The organism is Occultella aeris (genome assembly GCF_902703175.1).
In the GTDB taxonomy this organism is placed as follows: domain Bacteria; phylum Actinomycetota; class Actinomycetes; order Actinomycetales; family Beutenbergiaceae; genus Occultella; species Occultella aeris.
The window spans coordinates 97,129-114,613 of the sequence record NZ_CACRYJ010000011.1 but is presented as its reverse complement, the minus strand read 5'-3'; the positions used below and the strand labels follow the sequence as shown (position 1 = coordinate 114,613).

Here is a 17,485-nt window from a genome sequence, read left to right as displayed (position 1 = left end):
GGGTGAGGGCGGGGCGCGGGGGCGCTACAGCTGCGAACCGGATCGCGTGGATCGGGTGACGCGACCGGTCAGAACGGGTCAGACCGTGACGGCGACGCCCAGGCCACGACCGGCACTGCGGCGGCCACGCTGGTCCGGGGCGGTGAAGCCGCGGGCGCGGCCGGCGTCCGCGGCGCTCCAGAGGTCCGTACCGAGTTCGGCGTTCACAAGCGGGATGACCTCCTCGGCGAACTGGCGCAGCACGTCGTGCTGGGCCTCGTGGGGTAGCAGGTGGTTGGCGGAGATCGCCTGGACGTGGTGGCCGAGCGCGTCGTGGAACCGGACGATCTTCTCGGCCACCCGTTCGGGGGTGCCGACCAGGGCCGTGCCGGTGTCCGCGGCCTCCTCGACTGTGGCGAACGCCGAGACCTTGCCGAGGGTGTTCGCGCCGTGGTCACGCAGGCTGGCGCGGGCCCGGTTCGCCTCGAACACCGGCCGGTACTGCTCGACGGCGGCCTCGTTCGTCTCGGCGAGGTACAGCCCGCCGGAACCGGCGCCCACCCAGGCGAGGGCGGGATCGCGCCCGTAGAACTCCCACCGCTCGCGGTAGTGGTCCAGCAGCCGCTTGTAGTTCACGGTCGGCTGCAGCGTGTGCGAGGAGAACACCGGGTCGCCCCACTTCGCGGCGAGCTCGACGGCGTCGGTGGAGGTCGCCGACCCGTGCCAGATGCGCCAGCGGCCGTCGAACGGGCGCGGCGACGTGGTGACGTGCTCCAGTGGTGCCCGGTGGGCACCGGACCAGGTGACGTCCTCCTCGCTCAGCAGCCGGCGCAGGAGCTCGTAGTTCTCAACCAGGTACTCGTACTGCAGCGCGCCGTCCTTGCCGAAGATCGGGAAGTGCTCAACCTCGTTGCCCTTGCCGATGACGATCTCCAGGCGGCCACCGGAGAGCACGTCCACGGTCGCGTAGTCTTCGGCGGCACGCACCGGGTCCAGCAGGGACAGCACGGTCACCCCGGTGGAGAGCAGGATCCGGCTCGTGGCCGCTGCGATCGCGCCGAGCAGCACGGTCGGCGCCGAGGACAGGAAGTCGCCGTAGTGCCGCTCCCCCACGGCGAAGGAGTCATAGCCGAGTTCCTCGGCGAGGACGGCGGCGGCGACCACCCGCTCGAGCCGTTCGGTGGGGCTGATGGGGACGCCGTTCACGTCCTGTGGCTGGTACGGGACGATGTCCTGGATCCGGAATCGCATGCTGCTCCTTGTGGGTCTCGTGGCTCGAGTGCTGTCTGGTGGTTCTGGTGTGTTTGCGACCGGGAGGTCATTGCGCAGGCGCCACGTCCCGGCCCGGGATGGCGGCCAGGAGTTCGCGGGTGTACGCGTGGCCGGGACGCAGCAGTACCTGTGCCGCCGGTCCCGTCTCGAGGACCCGGCCGTGCCGCATCACCGCGATGGTGTGCGAGACCTGCCGAACGACGGCGAGGTCGTGGGAGATGAACAGGTAGCTCACCCCGAGGTCGACCTGAAGGCCTGCGAGCAGGTCCAGGATCTGCGCCTGGACACGCACGTCCAGCGCGGAGACGGGCTCGTCGAGGACCACGAGCTCGGGGTTGACCGCGAGCGCCCTGGCGATCGCGACGCGCTGGCGCTGCCCGCCGGAGAGTTCCAGCGGTCGGCGTGCTGCGAACGACGTGGGTAGGCCCACGTGGTCGAGCAGTTCGACCGCACGGGCGCGACGCTCGGCGCGGGTGCCGATCCGCAGGGAGTGCAGTGGCTCGGCGATCAGCTGCCCGACGGACAGGCGCGGGTTCAGCGACGCGTAGGGATTCTGCTGGACCACCTGCAACCGGTGCCGCAGGGCACGCAGCGCTGACCCGCGAAGGTGCGTGATGTCGGCGCCGTCGAAGCTGATCGTGCCGTCGTCCGGCTCGAGGAGCCGCAGGATGAGCCGGGCCGTCGTCGACTTGCCGGAGCCGGACTCGCCGACCAGCGCGAGGGTGCGCCCGCGCCGGATCGTGAGGCTGACGTCGTCGACGGCGCGGAATACTCCACTCGGTTCGACGGCACGCGGCACGCTGAAGTCCTTGACCAGACCCTGCGCCCGGACCACCACGTCCGCGTGATCGGAACCAGCACCGGCGCCGACTTCGGGCGGTGCCGCCTCGCCGCTCGCCGGCCCGACGGCGCTGTGCAGGCTGATCAGCGTGGGGGTCGCGGTCTGCAGGCTCGGTGCGGCGGCGATCAGCGATCGGGTGTACGGGTGGTGCGGGTCGGTGAGGATCTGTTCGGGCGTTCCGATCTCGACGATCCGCCCCTCGGACATCACGGCGATGCGCGCGGCCCGGTCGGCGGCCACCCCGAGGTCGTGGGTGACCAGCAGCACGCCGGTGTCGGCGTCCGCGGTGAGCGCCTCGATGTGGTCGAGGATCTGCTTCTGCACCGTGACGTCGAGTGCGCTGGTGGGCTCGTCGGCGATGACCAGTGCGGGCCGGGCGACCGTGGCGATGGCGATCAGGACGCGCTGCCGGAGCCCGCCGGAGAGCTCGTGCGGGTACTGGCGCGCGCGGAGGTCCGGGTTGTCGAGTCCGGCATCGGCAAGGGCGTCCAGGGCGCGGTACCGGGCGCTCCTGGCGTCGGCGAGCCCATGGATGCGGAGCACCTCGGCCACCTGGTCGCCGATCCGGGTGACCGGGTTCAGGGAGACGGACGGGTCCTGCGGGATGAGCCCGATCCGCGCACCCCGCACCCGCTCCAGCTCGCGCCGGCTCGCGCCGCGCAGGTCCCTGCCCTCAAAGAGGATGGTGCCCTCGGTCACCTCGGCGGCGACCGGCAGCAGCCGCACCACGGCATGGGCCGTGGTCGACTTCCCGGACCCGGACTCGCCGACCAGGGCGACCGTCTCCCCGGCGTGGATGTCCAGCGACAGCCCGTCGACGGCGGTCACCACCTGGCGACGGGTGCGGTAGCGCACGTGCAGGTCACGGATGCTCAGCAGCGGCGCGTCCGCTCGGTCGGTGCTCATCGGGCGTACTTCCGTTCCGAGTCGAGGGACCGGGCGATGTGGTTGGCGGCGAGCACGGTCGCCACCACGGTCAGGCCGGGCAGCGCGGTCAGCCACCACGCCGTGGCCAGGTAGTCGCGCCCCTGGGCCACCAGTGCGCCCCACTCCGGGGTGGGCGGTTGCACGCCGAACCCGAGGAAGCTGAGCGAGGAGACGGCGAGGATGGCCCCGCCGAGGTCAAGGGCGGCGAGCACGAGCACGGGCGCGGCGGAGTTCGGCAGGATGTGCCGGACGAGCACCCGCCACCTGGTCGCGCCGCCGGCGATCGCGGCCTCGACATAGTCACTGGTCCGCACCGAGAGCACCTGGGAGCGCATGATGCGTGCGCAGGAGGCGACCGACCCGACGCCGACCGCGATCGCCACGTTGATCGTGCCGAAGCCGAGCGCGGTGATCATGGCCAGGGAGAGCAGGATGCCAGGGATCGCCAGGAGCACGTCGACGAAGCGCATCAGGGCCGAGTCCGCCCACCCGCCGAAGAAGCCCGCGACCAGGCCCACCAGCGAGCCGGTGCTGAGTCCGAAGACCACCGCAAGGGCAGCCGAGGACAGTGACAGCGCGGACCCGTGGACGACCCGGGTGTAGAGATCGCGGCCGAGCTGGTCGGTGCCGAACAGGTGCTGTGCCGACGGCGCCTGCATCCGCTCGGCCGGGACGGCCGCGTAGGGATCGCCCGAGGTGAGGATCGTGGGCCAGAGCGCCGCGACGAGAGCGACGGCGAGCACGGCGAAGGCCAGCAGCAGGCCGGGTCGGCGCACGAGCGAGCGTGCGCCGTCGCCGAGCCGGTTGGCCACGCGCCGCTCCTGCACGCGCGCCGGTGCGCTCGTCTGGGTGGCGGCGTCCGGTAGCAGGACCGCCGTGGTGGTGTCGGTCATGTCGATGCTCCCTCTGGGGTCGGGATGGCGGCGGTGGCACGGCCGATCGGAGTGCGGCGCCGGGCGGTGACGACGCGGGGATCCACGAGTGGATAGACGAGGTCGACGATCAGGTTGACGACGACGTACAAGGCGGCCGCGATCACCACGATGCCGAGCACGGTCGGCACGTCCCGGGCGCTCACGGACGTGGCGGTCAGCCGGCCGAGGCCGGCCCGGGAGAACACGGTCTCGGTGACCACCGAGCCACCCAGCACACCCCCGACCATCAGTCCGGCCAGGGTGAGCGTGGGCAGCGCCGCATTGCGCAACGCGTGGCGCAGGTGGACGCGCCGACGGGAAGCACCCTTGGCCCTGGCGGTCTCGATGTAGGGCTGGCCGAGCGTGGACTCCAGGCCCTTGTTGAGCAGTTGCGCCACCGTGGCCGCGTTCGGGATGGCGAGCGTGACCGCGGGCAGCACCACACTCGCGAGACCCTCATTGCCCATCGCCGGGAGCAGCCCGTACCGGAACGAGACCACCTGCAGGAGCATCAGCCCGAGCCAGAACGAGGGCACCGCGACCCCGAGCGGCGGGATCGCCGTCAACAGCCGGCTCAGCCAGGCGAACCGGGTGTAGGTCGCCGCGATCGCGATCGCGGCGCCGAGGGTCACCCCGAGCGCGAGCCCCGCGAACGCGATCTGGGCCGTCTGTGGGATCGCCTCGGCGATGAGGTCGGCGACCGGGCGGTTGCTCGCATAGGACATGCCGAGGTCCCCGGTGAGCAGCCCGCCGAGCCGGTTCAGGTACTGCTGGTACAGCGGCAGGTCGAGTCCGTACTGCACCCGGACCGCGTCGAGCTGCTCGGCGGTCAGGTTGTTCTCCCCGTCCTCACCGAGCAGCAGGGACACGGCGTCGCCCGGCAGGGCGTACAGGATCAGGAACGTGATGGTGAAGGCCGCCCAGAGGACGAGAACGGCCTGCCCCACGCGGGCAAGGAGGTATCGGGGCATGGAGGGGTCCACTCGGTCGGCCGGCGGCGTAGCCGGGTACCGGCGCGTAGCCGGGTCGGGTGCGGGCAGGTGCGTGCGCAGGCGCGCTCGGCGGCGCCGGATCGGGTGCGTCCCGAGCGGGCCCGCCGCGATGCCGGGTCGGGCGCGAGGGTGTGCTCGGCGGCGCCGGATCGGAGTCCTGACCGCCGGATCGGAGTCCTGGAGGAGTTGCCGCGGCCGGGCCGAGCCCGGCGCGGTCAGCTCGTCAGGATCGGGTCAGCGACAGCTCGGGGCGGCGGTGCGGCGACGGCTGCGCACGAACGGCGCGGCCATCGCGCGGGTGCGGCCAGGGTGCTGGGTGTCCCTGCGGTCCATCGGGTTCTCCTCGATTGCGGGTTGCGCGTCTCGCGCCGGGTCGTCACCTGGGGCACCCCCGCCAGGGTTGCCGTCCAGTCAGCCAGGGCAGTCATGACTGGAACTCGTGACCTGCGGACCATGCTGCCGTGGTTGAGCGCGGACGGAAACGGACCCACCCGCGTGTCTCAGAGGCTGAGATGGCAGGTGGGTCCGAAGCGCGGGGACGGCGGGTCCAGGGGTTGGCCGGACCGTCGCTCAGGCCGGTCGATCGCTACGGCGACGGGTGGAGTCCTCAGGCGGCGTCGGCGAACGACTCCGGCACCATCCGAGTGGTCACGCCGATCCGGTTCCAGGCGTTGATCATCGTGATCAGCATGATCAGGGCGGCGAGGTCCTCGTCACCGAACTGTGCCCTGGCGGCCTCCCACACGCCGTCGGCCACCCGGTCGCCCCCTTCGCTCAGCCGGGTCATCGACTCCGTCAGGTCGAGGGCGGCCCGTTCGGCGTCATCGAAGCACGGCGCCTCGCGCCAGGTCGCCACTGCCCAGAGCCGGCTGTCCGCGACGCCCGCCTTCTTGGCGTCGGCGCTGTGCTGGTCCACGCAGTAGGCGCATCCGTTGATCTGACTCGCGCGCACGCGCACCAGTTCCTGCAACGGCTGGGGCAGGTCGCTCGACCCGGTCACGGTGTCGAGCCGAACCATCGCCTTGTAGGCGGCCGGGGTCAGCTCGGAGACGATCAGTCGTGCGGTCATGGATTCTCCTTCCGTCGGCGCCTCCCGATGAGGCCCCGAATGCGACCGTAGGCCGGGTATTGGCTCCTGGTAAGGTCCAAATGTCAGGATCTCGATTGGGCCAATCGGAGCCTCTCCCATGGAACTCCACATCAGCCTCGACGGGCACCCCACGGTCGTCGGCGCGATCTACCGTGGCGTCCTCGAGGCGATCCGGGACGGCCGGATCCCTGGCGGGCGGCGGCTCCCGCCCACGCGCGACCTCGCCGTCAACCTGGGTGTCTCCCGCAACTCGGTGGCGAGCGCGTACGAGCGGCTGACCGCGGAGGGCTACCTGGAGGCGCGGGTGGGATCCGGGACGTACGTGCGCGCGGCGCCCCCGCCGCGCACGACCGTCACACCCAGACGCCCCGTGCACGGGTTGCGTCCGCTGGCGGTCTGGTCCCGGATCCCGGCGGGGATGCCTCCGATGGGCTCGAACCCGCGGTTCGACTTCTCCGTCGGGATGCCCGACGGCGAGCTGTTCCCGCTCGCGACCTGGCGGCGCCTGCTCTCCCGCGAACTCCGGGTGACGAACCTCGACCTCGGTCGCTACGCCGCGCCGTCGGGCGTTCGACCCCTGCGGGTCGCGATCGCGCGGCATGCGGGTGCCTCCCGCGCCGTCCGCGCCGTGGCGGACGACATCATCGTCACGAACGGCGCCCAGCAGGCGCTCGACCTGATCGGCCGGGTGATGGTGGGCCCGGGCGACGTGGTCGCCGTGGAGGAGCCGGGCTACCCGCCCGCGCGGCGCGTCTTCGAGTCCCTCGGCGCCCGCGTGATCGGCGTCGGGGTCGACGGCGAGGGCCTGATGGTGGACGCGCTTCCGGCCCGCGCCCGGCTGGTGTACGTGACGCCGTCGCACCAGTTCCCACTCGGCGCGGTGATGTCGCTGGCCCGCCGGCGGGCGCTGCTGCGCTGGGCGCAGGAGGCCGGCGCGACCATCGTCGAGGACGACTACGACTCCGAGTACCGGTATGCCGCCCGCCCGCTCGACCCGTTGCAGAGCCTGGACCCGGACGGGCACACCGTCTACGTCGGCTCGTTCTCCAAGACCCTCTCCCCCGCGCTGCGGCTGGGCTTCGTCGTCGCCCCGGAGGCGCTGCGCGGACCGCTCCAGGTAGCACGGTCGCTGAACGACTGGCACGGGAACCCGATCACCGAACTCGCGTTGGCCCGCTTCATCGAGGACGGGGACCTGGCCGCGCACCTGCGGCGGACCACCCGTGTCTACGCGGCCCGCCGGGCGGCGCTCCTGGACGCCCTCTCGGCCTGGCCACCGGAGCGGCTGGCTGTGATCCCGTCCATGGCGGGCCTGCACGTGGCTGCGCGGCTCGGCGCCGGCGTGGATGCTCCGACGATCGCCGCCCGAGCACAGGCGGCCGGGATCGCGGTGCGCCCGATCTCGCACTTCGCCGCCAACCCGGCGACGCCGGACGGACTCGTGCTCGGCTTCGGCGTGATCGACGTGGAGCGGATCGGCCCGGGGCTGCAACGGCTCGCCCGACTCATCGACGATTCCGTAGGCGACTGAGGGCCCGAGCGGCCACTCCAGACCTCTTCGAGCACGCTCGGGCAGTGCCCGACGGCGATCCCCGCGGTGTGTGGTGATCCGGCGCCACCCGTGACAGCCCGCCCTATGCGGACCGAATGCTCCTCGCTGAGATTCCCGCGGCACCGAGCGACTCCTCGGCGATCTTCCTCTTCAACTCGAGCGACTCACCGATCTCGGCCGCGAGCCGCGGTCGGGTGCGGATCAGCGCATCGACGGTGTCGAGCGGTAGAACGAGGACGGTGAGGATCTCGGCCGCGACCGTGACCGCCTGAGTGCGTTCACGAGTCAGCGCAGTCTGGCCGATGAGCTCTGCCGGTTCAGCGCGTCCGACATCGATCCTGCCGCCGTCGACCTCCACGGCGAGGGTGGCGCTCCCCGAGACGACGATCAGCACCTGGTTCGGGACGACCCCTGCGGGCAGCACCACCTCGCCGGCGCCGTAGCGCTCCAGGTGCGCGGACGCCAGCACCCGGTCACGGTCCTCGTCGCGCAGATGCAAGCTCGGTGCCACCGTCCGGACCGCGGCGGCCAGGCGTTCCGGATCCGCGACGGGATCCGTGTCATCGTCGTCGAGCGCGAATCCATGACGCCGCGCGGCATACCAGAGCCAGGAGAGGTACATCGACAGCGTGCGTGAGGCCTCGGAGGGGCCGGACACCGGAATCGACACGCTGAACGCGGCCGCGCCGGTGTACTCGGCACGGGCCCGCACACCCGGGAGCCGCATCGGCAAGGCATCCGCGACCGCTACCAGCAGTGCCATGACCTCGTGGGGCGGGTCGTCCGTCGAGAACTTGATCGACGCGTTCGCCGAGTACGGTCCGGGCGGTTCCGACAGATTCGTGAACGAGGCTCCGGACAGTGAGGAGTTCGGAACGATCTGGATGCCCGATCCGGTGTCGATGTGCACGGCGCGCCAGTTCACTTCGACGACGCGTCCCCTGACGCTGCCGATGTCGAGCCAGTCCCCGATCTTGAAGGGCTGTTCGAACAGTAGAAGGAGGCCGGAGATGACGCCGCCGACGGCGTTCTGGAGCGCGAGGCCGATGACGATCGACCCCACGCCGAGAGCGGTGAGGAGGCCGCCGACGTCGGCTCCCCACACCCACGAGAACAACATTGCCAAGCCGACGACGACCAGTGCGAGGCGGGCGATCTCGACGAAGATCGTCGGGATCCGCTCGCGCCATGAACCAGGGGCCGCGTTGGCGAACAGTGCGACGTTGAACGACGACAGTACGAGCAGGATTACGAGGAAACCGAACACGGTCGCCACGACCCGCACCCACACCTGGTCCGCCGGAGACTGGATCGCGAATGCCAGAAGGGCGAACAGGGCGCCGGTAGGCAGCACCCAGTTGCGCAACAGCCCGATCGGACCCGCGAGCGGACTGTTGCGGCGGCTCAGCGCCGCAAGAAGTTCGGTGAGGAGCACGAGCAGGACGGGCACGCCGATCGCGAGGGCGATGACCCACCATGCCGACCCGTCCCGGAAGGCATCCTCCATGATCAGCTCACCCGCCAGACGGTCTCGGTCTTCCCGCGGATCTCGACCGTTCCGGCCTCGACGTAGTTGACCATCTCCTGGGTCCGGTCGTGGACGGTCTGACTGACGTAGATACCCGGCTCGCCCGTGACCGAGCGGACGCGGTACGCGAGGTTCACGGCATCCCCCCACAGGTCGTAGGCAAGGCTGGCACGGCCGACGAGCCCGCTCGTGACGGTGCCGGTGTCGACACCGGCACGCAGGGCTATCGACGTGCCGTTCTGGGCGTTGAAGCGCTCCAGCACGCCCAGGAGCTGCTGCGCGAAATCGACGCTTCGTCGCACGTTGTCGACGCGTGGCACGACCATCCCGGACGAGGCAAGATACCCGCCGCGCAGAGTGCGAACCTTCTCGACCCCGGCCTTGGCGGCCGCTTCGTCGAATCCGCGCATGAGGGTGTTGAGCTGGCCGATCTCCTCCTCACCCGTGAGTCCACGCGCATACTCGTCGAAGCCCACCAGTTCGGCGAAGACCACGGAGACGTTCTCATGGGCTTCGGTGATGGCCTCATCCCCCTGCTTGTAACGTGCGGCGACGCTCTCCGGCATCAAGGTCAACAGGAGCTTCTCGTTCTCCGCCTGCTGCTCATCGATGAGTTGCTGCTTGATGCGCAGACTGGATGCCATGTCGTTGAATGCGCTGCCCAGATCTCCGAACTCGTCGCGAGAGCCCTGTGGCACCGTGACGTCGAGATCGCCTTCGGCGACTCGGTGGACGGCGCCGACGAGCCGGTGGATGGGGCGCGTGAACACCTGCGCGAGCAGGAGCGAAAGGAGGGAGACGGCGAGGAGGATGCCCATCAGTGACAGCAGCACGGTGCGGGTGAAGTCGGTGACCGGTGCGAAGGCCTCGGCCGAGTCGATCCGCGCGATGACGACCCAGTCCAGCCCTTCGAGCTCCAACGGCGCATACGCGGTGACGCTCGCTCGACCGAGGTAGCCCGGCCCTACGATCGTGCCGCTTCGACCCGCCTGCGCCTCGTCGACCGCGAATGTGTTGACCGGCAGGAGGAGCACCGTGCCTCCCACCTCCGCGACCCGCTCGGCGGTGGTTGGAGCAATGCCACCTTCGATCGCCAGCTGCGCAAAGGTGTCAGGGCTCTCGGCGAGCGCCCTCGACGTGGAGCGCATGAGGTCGTCCCTTCCGACGAGGTAGACCTCGCCGGTGTTACCGAGCCCTTGGTCGCTCCACCGCTGCCCGCCGGTCATCACGTCGTTGATCGAGTCAAGGGAAACCTGGACGGCGAGGGCACCGGTGATACCCGCGTCGTTTCCGATCGGCGAGATCGCCCACATCGTCGGCATGTTCAGTGACGGGACCCAACGTTCGAAGTCGGTGAGGACGATCGTTCCGACGGAGTTCGTGGCGATCGCGTCTCGGTAGGCCTGGGCGAAGGCCGAGTCTCCGTAGGGCCCTGTGTCGACATTCGTGCCGAGCTCGACTCCTTTGTAGGCCGAGTACACGACGTCACCGTCGAGATTCAGCAGCAGCGCATCCTCGTAGCCCGCCTCCGTGACCAGCCGCTCGAAGTAATCCCCATAGCGATCCGCGGCGGCCGAGTACGACGTGCCATCTCCGGAGTCGTCGAGCGTGAGCAGCGTGTCATAGTCGGCATCGAAGTCCAGGTTCCGAGTCGTGTACTGGGACTGCAGGTACTGACCGGCGGGCGAGGACGGGATGAAGGCCGAGTCGCCGAACTCGGTCCCGGAACGCGCTTCCAGTTCCGGGACGAAGATGTCGGCGTAATACGCCTCGAGCAGCGCCCTCTGGTCGGCGGTGACCTCCCGGGCCTGAAGCTCGTCGAACGCCTGGTTGAGCGCCGTGGACATCGTCTGCGCACTCAGATTGCGGGACTGCAGCGATGCATCCCGGCGGATGGCCTCGATCTGGGTGGTGACCTCCGCGGCGCGCATCGCCCGGATGGTGATCAGCTGGTCGACCGCCGAGTCATGCAGCGACTGGCGGCCGTTGACGAACCCGAGGGCTCCGACGATGACCGATGAGACCAGACTCACCCCCAGCAGCATGATGAGGAGCTTGGACTGGATACTCAGTCCACCGCGCCGAAAACGCGATCTCGCCGAGACCTGCCCCTTTGTCGCTTCCGCATTCATCGCTTCCGACACCGTTGCTCCCCCGCCTCGCACCATCATGGTCGACCGGCACATGCCCCGACTCGGCGCTTCCCCCACGCAGAAAGGTCGCCCCACTCCCGTCTGTGACGCACAACCTATCGTGGTCCGTCAAGGCCGCGACAAGAGGCAACCCGTCGAACTCATGGGGATTGAGAAATCTCCCTTACCGCATGGGCGCCGAGGCGGAGCCGATGCCGATGCCGATGCCGATGCCGATGCCGATGCCGATGCCGATGCCGAACCATCGCGCCCCCTAGCGCTTTAGGCAATCTCTCTTATACCTTGCGGGTGTGACTCGAGCGAGCAGGATGTGGAACGTCGTCGTGGTGACCCTTCTCGCCATTGTCCTGGCTGTGCTGCCGACGGCGGCCGTCGCGGCGACGACGGCAGGGTGGGCCACGTGGCAGCCGCTGACCGGTACGGCAGGTGGGTTCAGCTCCACGATGCAACTGCCCGCCGGAGGATTCCCGGCCGCGAGCGTCACGACCGACTCTCGAGGCGGACAGGTCGGTGTGCAGACCGGAGCGAGCGCCTGGCTGAGCGCAGCCACACCCCCTGGCGCGGTGTACGGGTCGAGCCGCGATCAGCAGTACCTCAACCTGCGACCGCGAGCCGACAACGCCACCTCGCCCTCGACGACGACCTACACGTTCGAGCGCCCCACCCCGGCGGGCGGCTGGGCATTCGTGCTCGGCGACATCGACGCCGACCGGGCCGTCGTGATCGCGCGGGGCGAGAACGGCCAGCTCCTGACCGGCGCCGAGCTCGGCTGGCAGGGTGGCTTCAACTACTGCGCAGTCACTCCGAGTCCGTCGTGCTCGGGCGACGCAGCCGACATCGCGCGTTGGGATCCGATCACCGGTCAGGTGACCGGCAACGACGCTGGGCTCGACACGTCCGGGGCTGCCGGGTGGTTCGAGCCCACCGTTCCGATCACGAGCCTGACGATCTTCTTCTTCCAGCGGTCCGGTTTCCCGGTGTACCAGACCTGGTTCGCCTCGCTGGCGAGGGACATCACGGGGGTCGTGACGCACGATGCCGACGGGCCGCTCGGCGGAGCCACGCTCACACTCCTCGGAGCCGACGGCACGCCGTTGGCCACCACGACGTCGGCCGCGGACGGCACCTACTCGTTCCCGGGGTACACCGCGTCGGACGGCTACACGGTCGAGATGCGAGTGCCTGCCGATCCCGACGGCCCGGGGTACATCGCAGTCGGCCCGACGGTGCTGGCCGCAGACCTGTCCGAGACCGACGCGACCGACGTGGACTTCACGGTCCGCGACATCGTGCCGGTGCCCGTCAGTGGCACCGTCACCGACGAGGACGGCAACCCCGTCCCGGGAGCGACGATCACCCTGACGCCGACCGGCGGTGGCACACCCGTCTCCGTCGTCAGCGACTCCACCGGGGCCTACCTCTTCGACACGGTGCAGCCCGGCGACCACGAGCTCACGATCGATGCCCCTCCGGGGTACACGGTGATCGAGAGCCCGGCACCGGTCACGGTTCCGACCGGTTCCGAGGAACCGATCACGGACCAGGACTTCGTCGTCCAGGCACCGGCCTCGGTGTCCGGGACGGTCACCGGTGGTGGCCAGGGCGTCGCCGGTGCCGTCGTGACGATCACCGGACCCGGGGGCACGTTCACGACCCCGACGGCGGCCGACGGCGGCTACTCCTTCCCCGGCCTGCCGCCCGGGCAGTACACCGTCACCCTCGAGGTGCCGTTCGGGTACACGGCCGACGGACCGACGAGCCAGCAGGTGACGGTCACGACCGGGGACGTGACGAACGTCGACTTCGCCGTGGCGAAGCCGGGTGCGATCGGCGGCGTCGTGACCGACGACGAGGGAACTCCCATCCCGGCAGCAACCCTCGTCATCAGTGGGCCGGGCGGGGATATCACCCTCACGACCGACGATGCCGGCGGGTACTTCGCCGACCAGCTCCCGGCGGGTGACTACGCGATCACGCTCACCGTGCCCGACGGCTACACGACCGACGCCACCGAACGCGTCACGACCATCACCGGCGCGGGCGAGAGCCGCCTCGACCAGGACTTCGAACTCACCGCCGAGGCACCGGTCCTGCCGATCCAGGTGGGTGGCACCGTCACCGACACCGACGGCCGGCCGGTACCCGGCGCACAGGTGACCGTCAGGGACACCGACGGCGCCATCCTGGCAACCGTGACGACACTCGACGACGGCACTTGGTCGGCCGAGCTGCCGCCCGGCGCCGGATACACGGCCGAGATCACGCCGCCCGACGGGCACGCGGTCGACGGCGAGACGGTACTCACGTTCGACGTGGTGGACGTCGCCGTCGTCGGGCTCGACTTCGTGCTCCAGGTCGTGACCACACCGACGCCGCCTGAGCCGGGCGGTCCCGTGCCCGATCCCGGTACCCCCGGGCCGGGCACGGCGCCGAACCGGCTTCCCGCGACGGGCGCCGACACCGACACCCTCATCGTCGGAGCGGCGCTACTCACCGCGGCCGGCCTGGCGCTCGTGGCCGCCGGCAGGCGGCCGGCCAGAACCACCCGACGGGACTGACGGCCAGGGATTCCGTCCGGTCGGGACGGCCGCTACCGTGGCCGTCATGCACCGAAGCAGGATCGGCGTCGTCCTCATCGACCACCCGGCGGACCTCTACCCGGACGCGGCCCGGTTCTGGGCGGCCGCCACCGGCGGGCCCGCGACGGGTGCGCCGCCGCCGGAGAATCCCTACGAGCACCTGGCGTCCCTCGGGGGCGACGTCAGCCTCGTCCTGCAGCGCACCGGCAGGGGCACGCCGTCGCGGGTGCATCTGGACATCGAGACCGACGACGTCCCGGCCGAGACCTCCCGCCTGCTCGCACTCGGCGCACAGGTGGTCGTCGAGCACGAGGAGTACCGCATCCTGGCGGACCCCGGCGGGCTGGTGTTCTGCATCGTGCCCGTGCAGACGAAGGACTTCGCCGAGCGCGCGACGATCTGGCAGTAGCGGCCGAGCGGACCATCCGCGCGCCGATAGCGTGCGCGGGCTCAGCCACCAACAGCCGGGGGCAGTGGCGGCCGCCCCCGGCTGTGGTGTCCGGCGGCCGTAGGGCCGCCGAGGTTCCTTCGGTCCGGGGGCCCTAGTCCCCGGACCGAAGGGTCCGGCGCGGGTCGCCCACCGCCCCCACGGCGGCGGCGACCCGCAGTCTCATCCGGCCGGCCACCGCCGACCGGTCAGCCGGGCCCCGCGGCGGTTCACCCGACCGCTCCCGCGGTCGCCGGTTGGAACTCGGCGGCGTCGAACGGGCGCACGCCGGGCCGGGCGCCGGGGGCCTCCGGAGGCAGGCCGAGGTTCTCACGGAAGGTGGCGCCGGTGGTGTACTCGGTGCGGAGCACGCCCCACTCCTGGAGGAACGGCACCACCTTGTCCACGAACTCGTCCAGGCCGTAGGGCACCAGGTGGGAGCCGATGACGAACCCGTCCGCGGCGTCGGTCTGGACGGCGTCGTTGATCCGCTGGGCAACCTGCAGCGGCGTCCCCGCGAACGCCGCCCGGTGCGCCCGCGCGATCACCAGCTCTCGGATCGAGAGGCGATACTCGCGGGCGTGGGCGTACCACTCCCGGGCCTTCTCGAGCGGGTCACCGGTGCTCGTGGTGCGGCCGCGGGAGATGCCGACCTCGACGCCGTCGGCATCCACCGGCGGGACCGGGCCGTCGGGGTCGTGATCGCTGAGGTCCCGCAGCCAGGTCTGCTCAAGGAGTGCCAGCGCCGTGGCCGGCGTGACCTGGGCCAGGGCGACCTCACGGGCCCGCTCCGCGGCCTCGCCAGGCGTGTCCCCGAGCACGAAGCTCGCGCCGGGCAGGATCTTCAGCGTGTCCGGGTCCCGGCCCGCGCGGCGGGCCCGGCCCTTCACGTCGGCGTAGAACTCCCGGCCCGGGCCCGGTTCGCCGAACGGGGAGAAGATCGCGTCCACGGTGCGGGCCGCGAACTCCCGACCCTCGTCGGAGACGCCGGCCTGGACGAGCACGGGGTGGCGCTGCGGCGCCGTCGGGATGGGGAAGGTGCCCTCGATGTCGAAGTGCTTGCCGCGATGTGCGAACCGACCCGCACCCGGGTCGGTGACGAACTCGCCCCCGGCGGTTCCGAGAGATTCGGCCGGCCAGCTGTCCCAGAGCTCCAGAGCCGTCCGGACGAACTCGGCCGCCCGCTCGTACCGCTCGTCGCGGGGGAGATAGCCGCCCCGGCGGAAGTTCTCGCCGTGGAACGCGTCCGAGGTCGTGACGATGTTCCAGCCGGTGCGCCCGTCGGAGAGATGGTTCAAGGTGGCGAGCTGGCGGGCCAGGTCATACGGCTCGTTGAACGTGGTGTTGATCGTCGCGAGGAAGCCCAGGTGCCGGGTGACACCGGCCAGGGCCGCCTGGACGACGGCGATGTGCGGCCGCCCGGCGATGTCCAGTTCGTAGAACCGGCCCTTGTGCTCGCGCACGCGCAGCCCTTCGGCCTGGAAGAAGAAGTCGAAGCGACCGCGCTCGGCCGTCTTGGCCAGGTGCACGAAGGAATCGATGGCGATCTGGCTGCCGGCCCTCGGGTCACCCCAGACGGTGTGATGGTTCACCCCCGGGAAGCTGGCGCCGAGGATGACCTGCTTGCCGTTCGCCGGCGCTCGCGCGGTCATCGGGCGCCCGCCGCGGTCTCGAGCGTGCGGCGGGTGGCCAGCGGCGCCAGATCGTCGTGGTACCGGTTCGGTGGCCGGTCCAGACCGAACCGCGCCCGTAGCAGCACGGGGCCGTCGGCGGGCCGGGACTCGCCGGACCAGCCCGGGCCGAGCGGCACCTGGCCGTCGGGGTCGAACAGGTCGCGGCGGATCAGTTCGGGGACCAGCAGCCCGGTGATGGCAGGGAGGTCCTGGAGGTTCTCGGCGGGGCGCAGACGGAAACCGTCGACGCCGGCCGCGGCCCAGCTCTCCAGCAGCCGGGCCACCTCGTCGGCAGAGCCCGCGACCAGCGTGGCATCACTGGACCGCACCCGATGTCCCTGCAGTTCCGCCAGTCGCAGCAGCGCGGCCGCGCTGGTGATGTCGATGACCACCTCGACGTCGGCGATGATCCGTAGGGGCGTGCCGATCCGGCCGACCGCCCGCTCCGCGGCCCGGACCTCGGCGATGATGTCGCGGGCGTGCTCGCCGTCGCGGGGTGTCACGAACACCACGTCGGCGCCGAGCGCGGCGAGCCGGTAGGCGACGTCGCCGTGGGCGAGTGCAGTCACCAGGACCTGGCCCTGCGGGGGCCGCGGCACGATCGACGGGCCGGCCACGGTGAACCACTCGCTGCTCGCGTCCACGTGGTGCAGTTTGTCCGCGTCGAGGAACCGACCGGTCGCCAGGTCGCGGATGACCGCGTCGTCCTCCCAGCTGTCCCACAGCGCCCGCGCCGTCTCGATGACGGCGGCGGCCTCGTCGAACAGGCCCTGCACGAAGGAGTCGTCCAGGTCGAGCAGGGGCACGTCGGGCACGGTGCGCCTGCCGGTCAGTTGCGCCTCGGGGTGCCGGGGGGAGACTCGCACCTGCCATCCGGCCCGGCCCCTGCTCGTGTGGTCCAGCGTGGCCAGCGCCGTGGCCAGGTGGTACGGCTCGGTGTGCGTGACCGTGGCCGTCGGGATCAGACCGATCCTTGACGTGACCGCGGACAGGCGGGCGGCCAGCAGGAGCGCGTCGAGCCGGCCACGGACGGCGTGGGTGCCGAGGGCCGGATCTGTGCTGGCGGCGCTGGGTGAGGTGCCGGAGAACGCGTCCTCGAACGTGACGAAGTCGAGGCCGGCACGCTCGAGGGCGCTCACCTGATCGACCCAGTACCGGGCGGAGAAGAGCGTGCCCGGTTCGAGCCCGGAGCGACGCCAGGCGGCGGGGTGCCAGCCTGCGTTGTCGAGGGCGACGCCGAGACGGGGAACACGGTGGGACATCAGGACTCCGGTGTGAGGGGGCGGCGCGGGGCAACGCCCCCACGTCTGGTTCGCTCGATCCAGTGATCGGTGCGTCGCCGACCGTTGCCTCGGCGAGGGTGCCAGCGTGGGGCCGCGCCGGAGCCGGCGCCATGACCTCGGGAACGCGTCTCAGTGCGTGAGATCGGGCGCCCAACCGGCCACGTGGGCCGCCTGCCCATCGAACGCGGATCTCATCGTGTGGGCACTCGCTGTCTCATTCGGCGAGACATCGGAGCCCGTTCGGTCGGTCCGTCCCATGCGCTCCTAACGTCCGA

At 71.0% G+C, this 17,485-nt stretch carries 12 protein-coding genes and 1 riboswitch; of the genes, 3 read left to right on the top strand and 9 right to left on the bottom strand.

Annotation, left to right across the window (positions count from 1 at the left end; all coding sequences use genetic code 11):
• Nucleotides 1-78: 78 nt before the first annotated feature.
• The 5 genes from HALOF300_RS03550 to HALOF300_RS03530 form a co-directional block, all read right to left on the bottom strand.
• The gene (locus tag HALOF300_RS03550) at nt 79-1,230 is read right to left on the bottom strand and encodes an LLM class flavin-dependent oxidoreductase (RefSeq protein WP_156739335.1); all 1,152 of its coding nucleotides are present in this window, start codon (nt 1,228-1,230) and stop codon (nt 79-81) included.
• 67 nt (nt 1,231-1,297) lie between these two features.
• The gene (locus HALOF300_RS03545) at nt 1,298-2,998 is read right to left on the bottom strand and encodes a dipeptide ABC transporter ATP-binding protein (RefSeq protein WP_156739333.1); all 1,701 of its coding nucleotides are present in this window, start codon (nt 2,996-2,998) and stop codon (nt 1,298-1,300) included.
• Nucleotides 2,995-3,912, bottom strand: a complete 918-nt coding sequence (locus HALOF300_RS03540) for an ABC transporter permease (RefSeq protein WP_156739332.1) — start codon at nt 3,910-3,912, stop codon at nt 2,995-2,997. Before HALOF300_RS03540 ends, HALOF300_RS03545 begins: the two co-directional genes overlap by 4 nt.
• Complete coding sequence (locus HALOF300_RS03535; protein ID WP_156739330.1) at nt 3,909-4,904, bottom strand: ABC transporter permease; 996 nt, start codon at nt 4,902-4,904, stop codon at nt 3,909-3,911. The genes HALOF300_RS03540 and HALOF300_RS03535 overlap by 4 nt, the downstream gene beginning before the upstream one ends.
• Before the next feature lie 359 nt (nt 4,905-5,263).
• Nucleotides 5,264-5,370: riboswitch (SAM riboswitch) on the bottom strand.
• Between the two features lie 162 nt (nt 5,371-5,532).
• Nucleotides 5,533-5,994: a carboxymuconolactone decarboxylase family protein gene (locus HALOF300_RS03530; protein WP_156739328.1), complete on the bottom strand. Its 462-nt coding sequence runs from the start codon at nt 5,992-5,994 to the stop codon at nt 5,533-5,535.
• Between the two features lie 118 nt (nt 5,995-6,112).
• Here HALOF300_RS03530 and pdxR point away from each other — a divergent pair, with 118 nt between their 5' ends.
• Nucleotides 6,113-7,546, top strand: coding sequence for a MocR-like pyridoxine biosynthesis transcription factor PdxR (gene pdxR / locus HALOF300_RS03525; protein ID WP_156739326.1), 1,434 nt, complete (start codon nt 6,113-6,115; stop codon nt 7,544-7,546).
• 103 nt (nt 7,547-7,649) lie between these two features.
• Here pdxR and HALOF300_RS03520 read toward each other — a convergent pair whose 3' ends face one another.
• Both HALOF300_RS03520 and HALOF300_RS03515 read right to left on the bottom strand, forming a co-directional pair.
• Complete coding sequence (locus HALOF300_RS03520; RefSeq protein WP_156739324.1) at nt 7,650-9,074, bottom strand: mechanosensitive ion channel domain-containing protein; 1,425 nt, start codon at nt 9,072-9,074, stop codon at nt 7,650-7,652.
• Between the two features lie 2 nt (nt 9,075-9,076).
• On the bottom strand, nt 9,077-11,128 hold the full coding sequence (locus HALOF300_RS03515) for an adenylate/guanylate cyclase domain-containing protein (protein ID WP_197522272.1): 2,052 nt from the start codon (nt 11,126-11,128) through the stop codon (nt 9,077-9,079).
• A gap of 410 nt (nt 11,129-11,538) precedes the next feature.
• Here HALOF300_RS03515 and HALOF300_RS03510 point away from each other — a divergent pair, with 410 nt between their 5' ends.
• Together HALOF300_RS03510 and HALOF300_RS03505 are read left to right on the top strand one after the other, a co-directional pair.
• Entirely contained in the window at nt 11,539-13,806 is a 2,268-nt protein-coding gene (locus HALOF300_RS03510) for a carboxypeptidase-like regulatory domain-containing protein (RefSeq protein WP_231954993.1), read from the top strand.
• Nucleotides 13,807-13,852: 46 nt separating this feature from the next.
• Nucleotides 13,853-14,236: a VOC family protein gene (locus HALOF300_RS03505; protein ID WP_156739320.1), complete on the top strand. Its 384-nt coding sequence runs from the start codon at nt 13,853-13,855 to the stop codon at nt 14,234-14,236.
• A gap of 248 nt (nt 14,237-14,484) precedes the next feature.
• On the opposite strand, the gene HALOF300_RS03500 is transcribed toward HALOF300_RS03505, so the two are convergent.
• Together HALOF300_RS03500 and HALOF300_RS03495 are read right to left on the bottom strand one after the other, a co-directional pair.
• A complete protein-coding gene (locus tag HALOF300_RS03500) occupies nt 14,485-15,906 on the bottom strand; it encodes an NtaA/DmoA family FMN-dependent monooxygenase (RefSeq protein ID WP_156739318.1) in 1,422 nt (473 codons plus the stop codon).
• Nucleotides 15,903-17,189, bottom strand: coding sequence for an LLM class flavin-dependent oxidoreductase (locus HALOF300_RS03495; protein WP_156739316.1), 1,287 nt, complete (start codon nt 17,187-17,189; stop codon nt 15,903-15,905). The genes HALOF300_RS03500 and HALOF300_RS03495 overlap by 4 nt, the downstream gene beginning before the upstream one ends.
• Between the last annotated feature and the right edge of the window lie 296 nt (nt 17,190-17,485).

What these genes read in the sequence shown, in the direction of transcription:
- HALOF300_RS03550 (WP_156739335.1), bottom strand. Translation starts at nt 1,230, where the DNA reads ATGCGATTCCGGATCCAGGACATCGTCCCGTACCAGCCACAGGACGTG.
- HALOF300_RS03530 (WP_156739328.1), bottom strand. Translation starts at nt 5,994, where the DNA reads ATGACCGCACGACTGATCGTCTCCGAGCTGACCCCGGCCGCCTACAAG.
- HALOF300_RS03495 (WP_156739316.1), bottom strand. Translation starts at nt 17,189, where the DNA reads ATGTCCCACCGTGTTCCCCGTCTCGGCGTCGCCCTCGACAACGCAGGC.
- HALOF300_RS03535 (WP_156739330.1), bottom strand. Translation starts at nt 4,904, where the DNA reads ATGCCCCGATACCTCCTTGCCCGCGTGGGGCAGGCCGTTCTCGTCCTC.
- HALOF300_RS03520 (WP_156739324.1), bottom strand. Translation starts at nt 9,074, where the DNA reads ATGGAGGATGCCTTCCGGGACGGGTCGGCATGGTGGGTCATCGCCCTC.
- HALOF300_RS03500 (WP_156739318.1), bottom strand. Translation starts at nt 15,906, where the DNA reads ATGACCGCGCGAGCGCCGGCGAACGGCAAGCAGGTCATCCTCGGCGCC.
- HALOF300_RS03505 (WP_156739320.1), top strand. Translation starts at nt 13,853, where the DNA reads ATGCACCGAAGCAGGATCGGCGTCGTCCTCATCGACCACCCGGCGGAC.
- pdxR (WP_156739326.1), top strand. Translation starts at nt 6,113, where the DNA reads ATGGAACTCCACATCAGCCTCGACGGGCACCCCACGGTCGTCGGCGCG.
- HALOF300_RS03540 (WP_156739332.1), bottom strand. Translation starts at nt 3,912, where the DNA reads ATGACCGACACCACCACGGCGGTCCTGCTACCGGACGCCGCCACCCAG.
- HALOF300_RS03545 (WP_156739333.1), bottom strand. Translation starts at nt 2,998, where the DNA reads ATGAGCACCGACCGAGCGGACGCGCCGCTGCTGAGCATCCGTGACCTG.